General features: G+C 73.5%; 13 protein-coding genes and 1 pseudogene. 6 read left to right on the forward strand and 8 right to left on the reverse strand.

The window, feature by feature from the left end; translation table 11 throughout:
- Window positions 1-232, reverse strand: a pseudogene (locus tag AB0K92_RS30755) (hypothetical protein); the annotation flags it as partial.
- A 14-nt stretch (window positions 233-246) separates the two neighbouring features.
- On the reverse strand, window positions 247-1,194 hold the full coding sequence (locus AB0K92_RS30760) for an ABC transporter substrate-binding protein (RefSeq protein WP_365928318.1): 948 nt from the start codon (window positions 1,192-1,194) through the stop codon (window positions 247-249).
- 391 nt (window positions 1,195-1,585) lie between these two features.
- Between AB0K92_RS30760 and AB0K92_RS30765 the strand changes: the two genes are divergently transcribed.
- Genes AB0K92_RS30765 through AB0K92_RS30780 form a run of 4 tightly spaced genes read left to right on the forward strand, consistent with a single transcriptional unit; the run spans window position 1,586 to window position 5,775 of the window.
- On the forward strand, window positions 1,586-4,246 hold the full coding sequence (locus AB0K92_RS30765) for an ATP-binding protein (protein ID WP_365928320.1): 2,661 nt from the start codon (window positions 1,586-1,588) through the stop codon (window positions 4,244-4,246).
- Window positions 4,243-4,719, forward strand: coding sequence for a roadblock/LC7 domain-containing protein (locus tag AB0K92_RS30770; protein WP_166002879.1), 477 nt, complete (start codon window positions 4,243-4,245; stop codon window positions 4,717-4,719). The genes AB0K92_RS30765 and AB0K92_RS30770 overlap by 4 nt, the downstream gene beginning before the upstream one ends.
- Window positions 4,719-5,165: a DUF742 domain-containing protein gene (locus AB0K92_RS30775; protein WP_166002878.1), complete on the forward strand. Its 447-nt coding sequence runs from the start codon at window positions 4,719-4,721 to the stop codon at window positions 5,163-5,165. Before AB0K92_RS30770 ends, AB0K92_RS30775 begins: the two co-directional genes overlap by 1 nt.
- The gene (locus AB0K92_RS30780) at window positions 5,113-5,775 is read left to right on the forward strand and encodes an ATP/GTP-binding protein (RefSeq protein WP_365928323.1); all 663 of its coding nucleotides are present in this window, start codon (window positions 5,113-5,115) and stop codon (window positions 5,773-5,775) included. Before AB0K92_RS30775 ends, AB0K92_RS30780 begins: the two co-directional genes overlap by 53 nt.
- Window positions 5,776-6,102: 327 nt before the next feature.
- On the opposite strand, the gene AB0K92_RS30785 is transcribed toward AB0K92_RS30780, so the two are convergent.
- The 6 genes from AB0K92_RS30785 to AB0K92_RS30810 form a co-directional block, all read right to left on the reverse strand.
- A complete protein-coding gene (locus AB0K92_RS30785) occupies window positions 6,103-6,771 on the reverse strand; it encodes an ABC transporter permease (RefSeq protein ID WP_365928325.1) in 669 nt (222 codons plus the stop codon).
- A complete protein-coding gene (locus AB0K92_RS30790) occupies window positions 6,768-7,424 on the reverse strand; it encodes an ABC transporter permease subunit (protein ID WP_365928327.1) in 657 nt (218 codons plus the stop codon). The genes AB0K92_RS30785 and AB0K92_RS30790 overlap by 4 nt, the downstream gene beginning before the upstream one ends.
- Window positions 7,421-8,569, reverse strand: coding sequence for an ABC transporter ATP-binding protein (locus tag AB0K92_RS30795; RefSeq protein WP_365928329.1), 1,149 nt, complete (start codon window positions 8,567-8,569; stop codon window positions 7,421-7,423). The genes AB0K92_RS30790 and AB0K92_RS30795 overlap by 4 nt, the downstream gene beginning before the upstream one ends.
- Before the next feature lie 232 nt (window positions 8,570-8,801).
- A complete protein-coding gene (locus AB0K92_RS30800; protein ID WP_365928331.1) occupies window positions 8,802-9,551 on the reverse strand; it encodes an FAD:protein FMN transferase in 750 nt (249 codons plus the stop codon).
- A gap of 1 nt (window position 9,552) precedes the next feature.
- Complete coding sequence (locus AB0K92_RS30805) at window positions 9,553-9,954, reverse strand: FMN-binding protein (protein WP_365928333.1); 402 nt, start codon at window positions 9,952-9,954, stop codon at window positions 9,553-9,555.
- Between the two features lie 55 nt (window positions 9,955-10,009).
- Window positions 10,010-11,347 (reverse strand): ferredoxin reductase family protein, encoded by a 1,338-nt coding sequence (locus tag AB0K92_RS30810; protein WP_365928335.1) that lies wholly within the window; start codon window positions 11,345-11,347, stop codon window positions 10,010-10,012.
- Between the two features lie 224 nt (window positions 11,348-11,571).
- Between AB0K92_RS30810 and AB0K92_RS30815 the strand changes: the two genes are divergently transcribed.
- Window positions 11,572-12,264, forward strand: coding sequence for a response regulator transcription factor (locus AB0K92_RS30815; RefSeq protein WP_365928337.1), 693 nt, complete (start codon window positions 11,572-11,574; stop codon window positions 12,262-12,264).
- Window positions 12,261-13,718: a HAMP domain-containing sensor histidine kinase gene (locus AB0K92_RS30820; RefSeq protein ID WP_365928339.1), complete on the forward strand. Its 1,458-nt coding sequence runs from the start codon at window positions 12,261-12,263 to the stop codon at window positions 13,716-13,718. The genes AB0K92_RS30815 and AB0K92_RS30820 overlap by 4 nt, the downstream gene beginning before the upstream one ends.
- The last annotated feature ends 49 nt before the right edge of the window (window positions 13,719-13,767 follow it).

Consider the following 13,767-nt stretch of genomic DNA (forward strand, 5'->3'; position numbering starts at 1 on the left):
CTGACCGACCGCCCGCCGATGAGCACCACCACGGACGACCCGCCGCTGCGGCCAGACCCGGCGGAGCCGCCCGCTCCAGGGCGGTGGGCGGCACGTCCGGCACGGCCGCGCCGTCGGCGAGCCGGACCACGTCCTCGACGGTGAGTCCGGCACCGTCGAGGGTGACGCCGCCCCGCGCGGGCGGCTCCGCCGGGTCTGGCCGCAGCGGCGGGTCGTCCGTGGTGGTGCTCATCGGCGGGCGGTCGGTCAGTCGAGGCCGACCGACTTCAGCCAGCCCCGCGCCACGTCGAGCGGGTCCTTGTTCTCCAGCTGCACCTGGGTGTCGAGGTCGAGCAGCGTCTTGGTGTCGAGCTTGGCGGAGACGGCGTTGAGGGTGTCGACGCCCTTCTGGGAGAGGCCGCTCTTGTGGACCAGCGGGGTGACGTTGGCGAAGCCGAAGAGGTTCTTCGGGTCGCGCAGGACGACGAACTTCTCCTTGGTGATGGTCGGGTCGGTGGTGAAGATGTCCGCGGCCTGCACGGTGTTCTTCGCCAGCGCGGCCTGGGTCAGCGGCCCTCCGGCGTCCAGCGCCTTGAAGGACTTGAACTTCAGGCCGTACTCCTTCTCCAGTCCGACCAGCCCCTGGTGCCGCGTCTGGAACTCGGGCGAGCCGCCGATGACCAGGTCCGGCGCGATGTCCTTGAGGTCGGCGAGCGTCGACTCGGCGCTCAGGCCGTACTTCTCGGCCGTCTCGGCGTTGACCGAGACGGAGTCCTTGTCCTCGGCCGGCGCCGACTCCAGGAGCGTCAGCTTGGAGTCGAGCTTGGTCTTGACGGCGGCGTTCACCGACTCGGCGGACTTCTGCTCGGCGTCGGGGTCGAGGTAGGCGAGCAGGGAGCCGTTGTATTCCGGCAGGACGGTGATCGAGCCGTTCTTCAGCAGGCCGTAAGTGGTCTCGCGGCTGCCGATGTTGGGCTTGTAGGTGACCTTGATGCCCTTGGCCTTCAGGGCCTCGCCGTAGATGTCGGCGAGGAGGATGCTCTCGGCGAAGTTGTTGGAGCCGACGACGACGGTGCCGCCGTCCGCCTTGTCCTCCGCGAGCGGGTTGTCGGACCCGTCCTCGGACGAGCCGCAGCCCGCCAGCAGTGCCGTCACCACGGCGAGTGCGACGGCGGTCGCGCCGCGGTGTCTCCTGCTGGACCGGCTGCTGTTCACGCTGCTGCTCTTCACGGTAGAAGTCACGGTTTCCCGTTCCGGGCTGAGGGAGTGGTGGCGTTGCGCTGCCGTCGATCCAATCCAGCGCCTTCTCGGTCAGTCAAGGGTCACCTGATCACAATCGCCTTCGACAAGTGGTCGATCGACCGCCCTCAACCGGCAAGTTGTGTAGGAAAAGCGAACGAACTCTCGCCGCAACAGAGCGGGTTGTAACGGATTCTTGACGTGCAGTCGCCGGTGATCGCCTCAAGAAGCGGTAGTCTCCCCGGAGTTGACGCCCGTCACACAGGTCCACGTCGATCACACATGTCGATCACACGAGCCGATCACGCACGTCGATCACTCACGTCGATCAGGCACATCGATCACAAACGGTCATGGAGGAGGCCCGATGTCCACCCACGAGGCGGGGATCAGGGGCTTCGCCGACCGGTGGCCGTTCCGCCGCAAGCTCAACGTCCTCGTCGGCGTGCCGCTCGCGGGACTCGCCGCCGTACTCGTCTACCTCATCGCCGACCAGGTCGAACGGGCCCGGGACGCGGCGAGCGCGGCCCGGCTGGTCCGGGACAGCGCCCAGGTGGCCGCCCTGGTCGACCGGGTGGAGGCCGAGCACCAGCAGGCCATCCTGCTGTCCGTACGCCACGAGGCGTCCGGCCCCGGCACCCAGCCCTCGGCGGAGGGCTACCAGGAGGCGCAGGACGCGGTCGACGCGCAGGTCGAGAAGGTGCGCGACACCTTCGGCGACCGGCTGCCGGACACCGAGGACCGTGCCCTGCGCGAGATCAGCGGCCTGGACAGCCTGCGCGCCACCATCGAGCAGGGCTACCTGCCCGCCGACAACATCGACCCGGCGTACACCGGTGTCGCCAAGGCCCTGATCGACGGGCTCGGCCTGGACCGCAACACCCCCCTCTCCACCACCTTCACCGGTCATCTGCTGGACTCCCTGCTGCGCGCGGACGCCGCCCACAGCTCCTTCGAGACCAGCGTGTTCTCCGCGTCGACCGGCGACTCCAACGCGCTGATCGAGTTCGTCAACGCGGTCGGCGCCCACGAGCTGTACGAACACCAGGCCGACCGCTTCGGCCGGTTCGCCACCGAGGCGCAGGCGGCGGAGCTGCGCGGCATCGAGCACAGCCCGGCGCAGGCCGTCATCGGCCGGCAGTTCGCCGAACTCCAGATCGACCCGAGCAATCTCCAGGCGGGCACGCCGGAGCGGATACGGGAGAAGTTCAACGAGGCGCTGGCCGCCTACCCCGCCTACCGCGACCAGTCCGCGACCCGGCTGGAGATCACCGCCTCGCTCATCGGCCAGATCGCCGACCGCGCCGAGGAGGCCTCCTTCGACGCCTGGTGGAACGCCGGCTGGCTGCTGGGCCTCGCCCTGCTCGGCTTCGCGCTGTGGCTGGCGTTCGCGGTGGCGGTACGGCGCTCCGTGGTACGGCCCGTGCAGGCGCTGACCGGCGCCGCCCGCACCGTCGCCGACGTCGCCGGACGCGAACTCGCCCGGGTCGCCGACGACGACGCCGAGGACGACGCGCCGCTGCGGCTCAGCGAGGTGCCGGTGACCGCGCGGGACGAGATCGGCGAGCTGGCCGAGGCGTTCAACCACGTGCAGACCACCGCCGCGGCGCTGCTGGAGCGGCAGGTGCTCAGCCGGCGCAACGTCGCCGAGATGTTCGGCAACGTGGGCCGCCGGGTGAGCAATCTGACCACCCGTCAGCTGGCGCTGATCGACGCCGTCGAGCGCGGCGAGACCGACCCCGCGCTGCTGGAGCGGCTCTACCGCATCGACCACATCGCGGTCCGGCTGCGCCGCAACGCCGACAGCCTGATGCTGCTGGCCGGCATCCACGAGACCGCGCTCGACACGGGTCCGACCGAACTCACCAACGTCGTACGGGCCGCGCTCGGGCAGATCGAGGGCTACCAGCGCGTGGAGCTGCACGCGGGGACCGAGGTCATGGTGGAGCCCGACGCGGTGGGCGACCTGACCCTGATGGTCGCCGAACTCCTGGAGAACGCCGTGTCGTTCTCGCCCGCCGGCAGCGCCGTCGAGGTCACCGTGCAGGGCGGGGCGGACGGGGCGACGGTCGTGATCGCCGACCACGGTCTCGGCATGAGCGCGGAGCGGCTGGCCGAGGAGAACGCCCGGCTGATCCGCCGTGAACGGCTCGACCTCGTGCCGACGAAGGTGCTCGGCCTGTTCGTGGTGGGCACGCTCGCGCGCCGCTGGGACATCGGGGTCACGCTGTCCCGCACCCCCGGCGGCGGTGTCACGGCCGAGGTCACCCTGCCGTCGGCCCTCCTGCTGCCACCGACGGCCCCGGCGCCCCGGACCCCCGGCGCGCTCCCGCCCGCGGCCGGCCAGGCCCCGGCCCAAACCCAGGCCCCGTCCAAGACCCTGGCCCCGGCTCCGTCCCTGGCCGCGGCTCCGTCCCCGGCCGAGCGCGTCCGCCGTACGGAGGCCACGCCCGCCGGCGGGCACCGTCCGTCCGCTGTACGGCCCGGAACCCCGGGCAGCCCGGACGGCGCCGCTGCCCCCACCCCCGCCACCGCCGACGGAGCGGGGCGGCAGGAAACCACCCCCGACACCGAATCTCCGGGCACCAGGGCTCCCGACACCGCACCTCCCGGCACCGGGCATCCCGGCACCCCCGCGCCGCTCCCCCGGCGCCTCCCCCGGCGGGAACCCGGCTCCGGTGCCCCCGGTGACGCCCCGCTCATCCCGCGGGCCCGTACGGAGGCCGACCCGGCGGCGGGCGGTGGGCCGCGGCCGCTGCGGCGGCGGGTCCGCGGCGCGACGCTGCGCACGACGCTGGGCCCTGACGCCGAGCGGTTCGCCGCGCGGCAGGCGGCGCTGCCCCCGGCCGACGCGGAGGCGGTGCGCGACGCGCTGGAGGAGTTCGAGGCGGCCGTCGAACGCGCCCACCGCGACAGCAACGGCACCGGCATCCCCCGCCCGGACCTCCCGCGCACCGCGTCCGGGCCCGACGCCCCGCACACCCATGACCAGCCCCCGACCAACCCCCCGGAAGGAGCGGAGAGTTGAGCACGCAGACAGGTGGCACTCCCGCCGGAGACACCGCACCGGACGACCTGCGGGCCGCCGCAGCCGACTTCACCTGGCTGCTCAACCGTTTCGCGACCGAGACCGCCGGTGTCGTGGACGCCATCGCGGTGTCCTCGGACGGACTGCTCATCGCGGTGGCACAGTTGCGGGAGCGAGCCCACTCGGAGCGGCTGGCGGCGATCGTCTCCGGCCTGACCAGCCTGGCCGCCGGTGCCTCCGGCAACTACGGCCTGGGCGCGCTGAACAAGGTCATCATCGATCTGGAGGGCGGCCACGTCCTGGTCTCCGCGATCGGCAGCGGCGCCGTGCTCGGCGTGGTCGCCGACAAGGAGGCCAAGCTGGGCAACATCGCGTACGAGATGACGCTGTTCGCCAACCGCGCCGGTGCCGCGCTCAGTCCCCAGCTGGTGCTGGAACTGAAGAACAGCGTCGGCGCCGCGCCGGCGGGCTGATGGCGGACGGCGTCCCCCCGCACCCGCTCCCGGAGCCCGAGCCCGGACCCGAGCCCGTCGGTCCCGTCCCCGCCATCCGCCCGTTCCTGCTGACCGCGGGCCGGGTGGCGGGGGCCGGCGAGGCCGCGGCCGGGCGGCCGATGCCGGTGGAGACGCAGGTGATCGCCACCGCGGAGGGGCTCCACGCACTCGGCCGGCTCTCCTTCGAGCAGCACGACATCGTCGCCGTGTGCGCGCGCCCGCAGTCCCTCGCGGAGATCGCGGCGCGGCTGCGGCTGCATCTGAACGTGGTCCGGGTGCTCGCCGAGGATCTGCGGGCGGCCGGGCATCTGGCGGTGCACGTGCCGGACACGGCCGCCACCCATGACGCCTCCGTCCTGCGCAGGGTTATCGATGGCCTGCGGGCCATCCCCGACTCCCGAGGGGTACTCCGTGACACCGACTGAGCCCGTCGCCCTCCACGGCTCCCCCGGCGCCTCCCCCGGCGGCGCCGCGGGGACCGCCGTACGGCCGCCGCTGCCGGTGAAGATGGTGATCGCGGGCGGATTCGGGGTGGGCAAGACCACCGCGGTCGGCGCGATCTCCGAGATCGAGCCGCTGACCACCGAGGCGGCCATCACCGAGGTCGCCGCCGGGGTGGACGACCTCACCCACACCCCGCGCAAGACCACGACGACGGTGGCCATGGACTTCGGCTGCCTGACCATCGACCCGACGCTGAAGCTGTATCTGTTCGGCACGCCCGGACAGGAGCGGTTCGGGTTCATGTGGGACGACATCGTTGAGGGCGCGGTGGGGGCTCTCGTCATCGTCGACACCCGCCGTCTCGACGACTGCTACGCCGCCGTGGACTACTTCGAGCACCGGCGCATCCCGTTCGCGGTCGCCGTCAACGCCTTCGACGGGCGGGTCGAGCACTCCCTGGAGGAGGTCCGCTGGGCGCTGGACGTCGCCGACCACGTCCCGGTCGTCGTGTTCGACGCCCGGGAGCGCGGTTCGGTCCGGGACGCGCTGCTCGTCGTGCTGGAGCTGGCGCTGGCCCGCGCCGAGAGCTGAGGCGCCGGAGGCCGCGCACCCGGTGAGCCGCGGCGGGCGCACCCCCGGACCGCGGGCCGGGTCAGCCGCCGCGGCACACGCCCCGGACGGGGAACCCCGTCAGCCACCGCGGCGCACGCCCCGGACGGGGAACCCCGTCAGCCACCGCGGCGCACGCCCCCGACGGGAAACCCCGTCAGCCACCGCGGCGCACGCCCCCGACGGGAAACCCCGTCAGCCGCCACGGCACACGCCCCCGACGGGAAACCCCGTCAGCCGCCACGGCACACGCCCCCGACGGGAAACCCCGTCAGCCGCCACGGCACACGCCCCCGACGGGAAACCCCGTCAGCCGCCGCGGCGCACGCCCCGTGACACCGCGAAGCGGCCCGCCGCCCAGAACACCCCGAGGGTGGCCAGGGCCAGGGCGGCGACCAGGGTGGCCCCGCCCACGACCTTCTCGTAGTCGCGCTGGTAGAGGCCGTCGACGATGTACCGGCCGAGGCCGCCGAAGCTGACGTACGCGGCGATGGTGGCCGTCGAGACGATCTGGATGGCCGCCGAGCGCAGCCCGCTGAGGATCAGTGGGAGCGCGACCGGCAGTTCGACCCGCAGCAGCACCTGCGCCTCGCCCATGCCCATGCCGCGGGCGGCGTCCACCGGGGCGGGGTCGACGGAGCGCATCGCCTCGTAGGTGGTGACCAGGACGGGCGGGACGGCGAGGACGACCAGCGGGATCATCACGGGCGCGAGTCCGAGCCCGAGGAGGACGAACATCAGCACCATCAGGCCGAAGCTGGGCAGCGCGCGGGCGGCGGTGGCGATCAGGGCGAGGGTGTTGCCGCCGCGTCCGGTGTGGCCGGTCAGCAGGCCGACCGGCAGTCCCACGGCGGCGGCGATGCCGAGCGCCAGCAGCGTGTAGCGGACGTGTTCCAGGACGCGGGTGGGGATGCCGTCGTAGCCCTGCCAGTGGGCGCTGTCGCTGAAGAAGGCGTCGACGAAGTTCAGTACGTTCACCGGGCGGCACCCTTCGCGGCGGGCATCCAGGGGGTGATCAGCGTCCGCAGCAGGATCAGCGCGGCGTCCACCAGGAGGGCGAGGACGGCCGTGCCGACGACCGACAGCCACACCAGGCGCGGCTGGTGGTAGATCATGCCGCTGTTGAGCAGGTTGCCGAGGGCTCCCTGGTTGCCGATCAGCATGCCGACGCTGACCAGGGAGATGCTGGAGACCGAGGCGACCCGCAGGCCGGCGATGACGGCGGGGGCGGCGATCGGCAACTGCACCTGGAGGTAGCGGCGTACGGGGCCGAAGCCCATGGCGGTGGCGGCGTCCAGGGTCTCCCTCGGCACCGAGCGGACGCCGTCCACGAGCGCCGGGACGAAGACCACGAGGCTGTAGACCGCCAGCGGGATCATCACGGTGATCTCGCTCATGCCGGTGTAGTCGATGAGGACGACGAAGAAGGCGAGCGAGGGGATGGCGTAGAGGACGGTCGTCGCCCACAGCACGGGCGGGTACAGCCAGCGCAGCCGTACGCACAGCTGGGCGACGGGCAGCGCCACGAGCAGGCCGGCCAGCACCGGGACCAGCGCGAGGCGCAGATGCTGGACGATCAGGCCGGGATAGCTGTTCTGCAGGTCGCTCGGCAGGTCGAAGAACTCGCTCATCGCACGGCCTTCGCGGCGGCCGGGCGGGCGTCGTCCGCGTGGGCGCCGCGGATGGCCTCGCCGATGGCCTGCTGCGAGACGACGCCGGCGGCCCGGCCCTCGGCGTCCACGGCGACCGCCCAGCCGGTGGGCGAGAGCACCGCGCAGTCCAGGGCGGCCCGCAGCGAGTCCGTGCCGGCCGTGAACGGCCGTCCGCAGGGCAGCAGCCGGTCCGGGCGGATGTCCCCGGCGGTGAGGTCACCGGGTTCGGCCCAGCCGAGGGGGGTGCCGTCGACGGCGGTGACGAGGAGGTAGGGGACGCCCTCCCGGCTGCCGGCGGCGGCGCGGGCGGCGAGCTGCTCGGCGGTGGCGTCGACGGCGACGATCGGCGCGGTGAGCAGGCCGAGTCCGGCGGAGGAGAAGAAGGAGAGGCGGCGGATGCCCCGGTCGGCGCCGAGGAAGTCCTCGACGAAGGGGTCCGCGGGGTTCGACAGCAGCTCGGCGGGCGGGGCGAACTGGGCGAGCCGGCCGCCGGTGCGCAGGACGGCGACCATCGTGCCGAGCTTGACGGCCTCGTCGATGTCGTGGGTGACGAAGACGATGGTTTTGCCCAACTCGTCCTGCAGGCGCAGGAGTTCGTCCTGCAGACCCTTGCGGACGACCGGGTCGACGGCGGAGAACGGCTCGTCCATGAGGAGGACGGGCGGGTCGGCGGCCAGCGCGCGGGCCACGCCGACGCGTTGCTGCTGGCCGCCGGAGAGCTGGTAGGGGTAGCGGCGGGCGAGGGAGGGGTCGAGGCCGACGCGCTCCATCAGCTCCCTCGCCCGGGCGCGGGCCTTCTCCTTGCGCCAGCCGAGCAGGCGGGGCACGGTGGCGATGTTGTCGATGATCGTGCGGTGCTGGAAGAGACCGGCGTGCTGGATGACGTATCCCATGGAGCGGCGCAGCTCGTTGACGGGCCGCCGGCGGATGTCGGCGCCGTCGAGGAGGATCGTTCCCTCGGTCGGTTCGACCATCCGGTTGATCATGCGCAGGGTCGTCGTCTTGCCGCAGCCGGACGGTCCGACCAGGACCGTGATGGCACGGTCCGGTATCTCCAGTGACAGCCGGTCGACCGCCACCGTGCCGTCCGGGTATCGCTTGGTGACTGCATCAATCCGTATCAAAACGCCGAACACCCTTCGGGTCTGGCAGCTGCCGTCCGCTCTCGCCGGGACCGCCGGGCACGGCGGCGGGCCGTTGCCGGGAGAGTCTAGACCCGTTGTGTGGCGGGCGGATCAACAGCCCGCCGCGGATTCCCGCCGCCGGTACGGCAGTTGCCTCCCGCGAGAGCGGGCGGCGGGCGGCGGGCCTCCGGGCGGCTCAGGCAGCGGGGGCGGCCCAGGCGGCGAGGGCGGCTCAGGCAGCGGGGGCCGCCGCCAGCGGCACCCCCGCCGTCCGCAGCACCCTGCGCTCCGCGTCGACGGCGTACACCTCGCAGCCGGGCCGCGCCGCCGCCCAGGCGATGCCGTCGGGGCCGAGGGCGAAGGCGGCGGTGGCGACGGTGTCGGCCTCGGTGAGGGTGGGGGCGACCACGGTGACGGCGAGGAGGCCGGTGGCGGGGCGGCCGGTGCGGGCGTCGAGGATGTGGTCGCCGCGCTCGTAGCGGCCGGAGGTGGCGACCGCGCCGTCGGTGAGTTCCAGCACCGCGCAGACCCGGCCGGCGTGTTCGGGGTGGCGTACGCCCACGCGCCACGGCACCTCGGCCGTGCCGCCCGCGACGATCACGTCGCCGCCGGCGTTGAGGCAGAACCGCCGTACCCCGGCGGCGGTCAGCAGGCCGGCCGCCCGCTGCACCGACCAGCCCTTGACGACCGCGCACGGGTCGAGGCCGCGTCCGGGCACCCGGACGTCGAAGGCGCCGCCGGTGGCGATCCGGTACCGCTCACCGATGGCCAGCACCTCGGCCAGGCCGGCGCTGACGGCGTGCGGTGCGATCTCGCCCCGGTCCAGCCGGGACACCTCGCTGTCGGGCCGGAACGGGCTGAACCGCTCGTCGTCCTCCCGCAGCCGGCCGTACACCCGGTCCGCCAGTCCTTCGGGCACCTCGGTGTCGTCGATGCGCAGCGAGACGGGGAATCCCATCACGTGTTCGACCCGCTGGAGCATGTCACGCCCCCCTGGCGTCGAGGGCGGCCTGCAGGGACTGCCGATAGCCGTCGCTGGTGATCGTCGCGCCGGACACCGTGTCGATGTCCGCGCTCTGCACCCGCAACGTGTCCTCGATCAGCCGCGGCACCGCGTTCGCCGTCTGCGGATGAGCCGGCTGCCGCAGCATCCGCACCGCCGCGATCCGCTCCCCCTCGAACGTCACCTCGACCTGGACGTCCCCCTTCTCCGTGGGCACGACCGGCCCGGCGACGACATCGGACGAGGCGGCGGGGGCCGACGCGGCCGGCGTGGGAGCGGCCGCGGCCTCGCCGGAGGACGCGGACTGCTGCGAGGGGGCGTAGCGCCAGACGGGGACCAGGCCGGCGACGGTCAGGACCAGGACGGGCAGTGCTCGTTTCACGGTGTTCCCCTCATCGGGCTCATCCGGCTCATCCGGCTCATCCGGCTCATCCGGCTCATCCGGCCAGGCTGAAGCGCTCGAAGTGGATCTGCGGGGCGGGCACGCCCAGCTCGCGCAGGCTGCGCCGGACCGCGGCGGTCATGCCGGGCGGGCCGCAGAGGTAGACGTCGCGGTCGGCGATGTCGGGGACCAGGCGGGCCAGTTCGGCCGGTGCCAGCCGGTCGGGGGTGGCGGGGCCGGTGACCAGGTACAGCTCGGCGCCCTTGGCGTGGGCCAGCTCGCGCAGTTCGTCGTGGAGGACGGCGTCGCGTTCGGTGGTGACCCGGTAGAGGACGACGGCGTGGCCGTGCAGCTCCTCCAGCAGCGCCCGGATGGGGGTCACGCCGACGCCGCCGGCCACGAGGAGGGCGTCGGGGCGGGTGCGGTGCAGGGTGGTGAACGCCCCGTAGGGGCCCTCGGCGAACACCCGGGTGCCGACCCGCAGGTGCCGCAGGGCGGCGCTGCCGTCGCCGGCCGCCTTCACGGTCAGGCGCAGGGTGCGGCCGTCGGGCGCCGCCGACAGGGAGAACGGGTTGGCCTGCCACCAGCGGTCGCGGGTGAGGAACCGCCAGAGGAAGAACTGGCCCGCGCGGGCGGGCAGCCGGTCGAGGTCGCGGCCGGTGACGTACACGGAGACCACGTCGTCGTTCTCCGGGACGACGGCCGAGACGCGCAGCCGGTGGCGCAGGTTCCGCCACAGGGGCAGGAGCACGCGGCCGAGCAGCACCGCGCCGAGGGCGGCTCCCCACAGGGTCCACCAGTAGGCGGTGGCGGCGGGCGAGGCGACGAAGGTGGTGCCGGTGGTGACCTGGTGGGAGAAGGCGAGGACGACCGCGAGGTAGGTGTACAGATGGACGAAGTGCCAGGTCTCGTAGGCGAGCCGGCGGCGGGCGAAGCGGGCCGAGACGGTGCCGACGACGAGGAGCAGGGCGAGGGCGACCACCGCGCGGAGCACGCCCTGGGTGGTCTCGGCGAGGTCCACGAGCTGGTTCACCGGGTCCATCCCGGAGGAGTCGGCGTAGCCGAGGGTGATGAACACGGCGTGCCCGAGCAGCGTCCACAGCAGCGCGAAGCCGGTCCAGCGGTGCCACAGGGTGAGCCGGTCCATGCCGATCCGGCGGTCCAGCCAGGGCAGCCGAGCCACCAGCAGCAGCTGGAAGGCCATGAGCAGCGCGCCGTACAGGCCGGCGGCGCGGCCCAGCACGACGAGCGCGTTGGCGGCGAAGCCGGCCTGGACGAAGAAGACGGTCACGACGGCCGCGTTGGCGGCGAGCACGGCGTACAGACCGGTGCGGGCCACCACCCGGGGGCGTATCGCCGTGGGGGGCCGGGGAGGCGATTGGACGGTCGTCACGGACGGCAACTCCTGGGTCGAGGACCATGAGGGCACCGAGTGGTTCGGGGCCGGGCACCGAGTGGTCCGGAGCCGCGGGCGCCGAGGGGTTCGGAGCCGTGGACACCGAGCTTGGCCGCCCGGGGCTGTCGATTACCTGTCGTACAACTTTCAAGTGTGTATCGATCGGTGCCGGAGTCGCACGCGGGACTGGTCCGTCCGGGTGTGTCCCGCAGTATGAGCGGGTGGACAAAGTACGACTGCTCGTCGTGGACGACGATCCGCCCATCGCCGACCTCGTCGCCACCGTCGCCCGCTACGAGGGCTGGGAGGCCGTCACCGCGAACACCGGCGAGCAGGCGCTGCGCCGGGCGGCCGAGTTCCGCCCGGACATCGTGGTGCTCGATCTGATGCTGCCCGACGTGGACGGATTCGGCGTCCTGGACCGGCTGCGCGCCTCGGGCACGATGGTGCCGGTGGTGTTCCTCACCGCGCGCGACGGCGTCGCCGACCGGGTGGCGGGGCTGACCCGGGGCGGCGACGACTACCTGGTCAAGCCGTTCGCGGTGGAGGAGCTGATGGCCCGGCTGCGGACCGTGCTGCGGCGCAGTGCCGGCCCCGGGTTCCAGCGGTCGGTGCTGCGGGTCGGGGACCTCACGATGGACGAGGACACCCGGGAGGTGCGGCGCGACGGGACGCTGCTGACGCTCACCCCCACCGAGTACGAGGTGCTGCGCTATCTGATGCGCAGGTCGCCGACCGTGCTGACCAAGGCGCAGATCCTCGACCACGTGTGGGAGTACGGCTTCGGCGGCCGCTCCAACGTGGTCGAGCTGGTCGTCAGCCGGCTGCGCCGCAAGCTGGACGAGGCCGGCCGCGGCCAGCTCATCCACACCGTGCGCGGCTTCGGCTACGTCGTCCGGCAGGCATCCGAGTGATCCGGCGGCTGTCCGGCGCCTACCGGCGCCTGCGGCTCGGCACCCGGCTGGCGCTGGGCCTGGGCGCGCTCGCGCTGGCGGTCTTCGCGGTCGTCGGCACGGCCCTGACCACGTCCATGCGGGACTATCTGGCGGCCCAGCTCGACACCCAGCTGGCCCAGGGCCAGATCGCCCAGTCGAAGAGCATCGCGGACTACGGCACGCTGTCCGGGAAGAAGTACTACAGCTGGTACTACGCCGTGTACGACGTGGCGGACGGCACCGCCGTGCTGCGCCGGCCGGAGGACCCCGGCGACCTGCCGGCGGACGTCGGCGACTTCACCGCCCTGGCCCGGGCGCAGACCGCCGCGCACACGGAGCTGCTGCGCACCGAGCACCTGAGGGGCGCGGGCACCTACCGGCTGCGCGCCTGCGAGGTCGAACCCGGCGTGGTGCTGGTGAGCGCCGCGCCGATGGACGGGATCGAGGACACCGTCGCACGGCTGATCCGGATCCAGGCGGTCGCGTTCGGGCTGGCGCTGCTGGCGCTGGTGGTGTTCGGCCGCCGGATGCTGCGGCGCGGGCTGAAGCCGCTCAGCGACATGGCGCGCACCGCGCACGGCATCGCCTCGCACGACCTGTCCGAGTCGGCGGCCCGGCTGCCGCTGCGCGCGCCGCGCGCCGGGGGCGGGCCGGAGGTGGAGGAACTGCGCACCGCGTTCAACGCCATGCTGGAGCACATCGACGACTCGCTCGCGGTGCGCGCGGAGGCCGAGCGGCGGCTGCGCCGGTTCGTCGCGGACGCCTCGCACGAGCTGCGCACCCCGCTGATGTCCGTGCGCGGCTACGCCGACCTGTTCCAGTACGCCGCCGCCAACGCGCCCGGGGAACGCGAGAAGCACCTGGCGCGGCTGCGCGCCGAGGCCGCCCGGATGGGGTTCCTGCTGGACGATCTGCTGCTGCTCGCCCGGCTCGACGCGGCCGAGGTGGAGACGCCGCTGCGGATGACCGAGGCGGATCTGACGGAGCTGGTGGAGCAGGCCGCGGACGCCTTCCGGGCCGGTCACCCGGACCGTCCGCTGACCGTGCGGACCGGGGGCGGACCGGTGCGGCTGCGGCTCGATCCGCAGCGCGTCCGGCAGGTGCTGGACAATCTGCTCACCAACGCGGCCGTGCACACCCCGGCCGGGACCGCGGTGTGCGCGGAGGTCTCGGTCGCGCCGGGGGCGGCCGTGGTCCGGGTCACCGACGCGGGGCCCGGTATCCCCGCCGCCGACCGGGACCGGGTCTTCGACCGCTTCTACCGCGTGGACAAGGCCCGCAGCCGCGACCGCGGGGGCAGCGGCCTGGGCCTGTCCGTCGCCGCCTCCCTGGTGCGGGCGCACGGCGGGACGATCGAGGTGGCGAGCGAGCCGGGCCGGACGGAGTTCACGGTACGGCTGCCGATGCCGTCCCGGACACCCCCTGGGGGATGACCACCCAGGTGTACGCCCCCTCCCGCGCGCTCCGCCCACGGGCGATACT

The sequence above is a fragment of the Streptomyces sp. NPDC052687 genome, from assembly GCF_040678395.1.
GTDB lineage: Bacteria > Actinomycetota > Actinomycetes > Streptomycetales > Streptomycetaceae > Streptomyces.

Excerpts from the sequence above, each read along its gene's own strand:
- AB0K92_RS30765 (WP_365928320.1), top strand. The coding sequence starts at position 1,586 with ATGTCCACCCACGAGGCGGGGATCAGGGGCTTCGCCGACCGGTGGCCG.
- AB0K92_RS30775 (WP_166002878.1), top strand. The coding sequence starts at position 4,719 with ATGGCGGACGGCGTCCCCCCGCACCCGCTCCCGGAGCCCGAGCCCGGA.
- AB0K92_RS30780 (WP_365928323.1), top strand. The coding sequence starts at position 5,113 with ATGGCCTGCGGGCCATCCCCGACTCCCGAGGGGTACTCCGTGACACCG.
- AB0K92_RS30790 (WP_365928327.1), bottom strand. The coding sequence starts at position 7,424 with ATGAGCGAGTTCTTCGACCTGCCGAGCGACCTGCAGAACAGCTATCCC.
- AB0K92_RS30800 (WP_365928331.1), bottom strand. The coding sequence starts at position 9,551 with ATGCTCCAGCGGGTCGAACACGTGATGGGATTCCCCGTCTCGCTGCGC.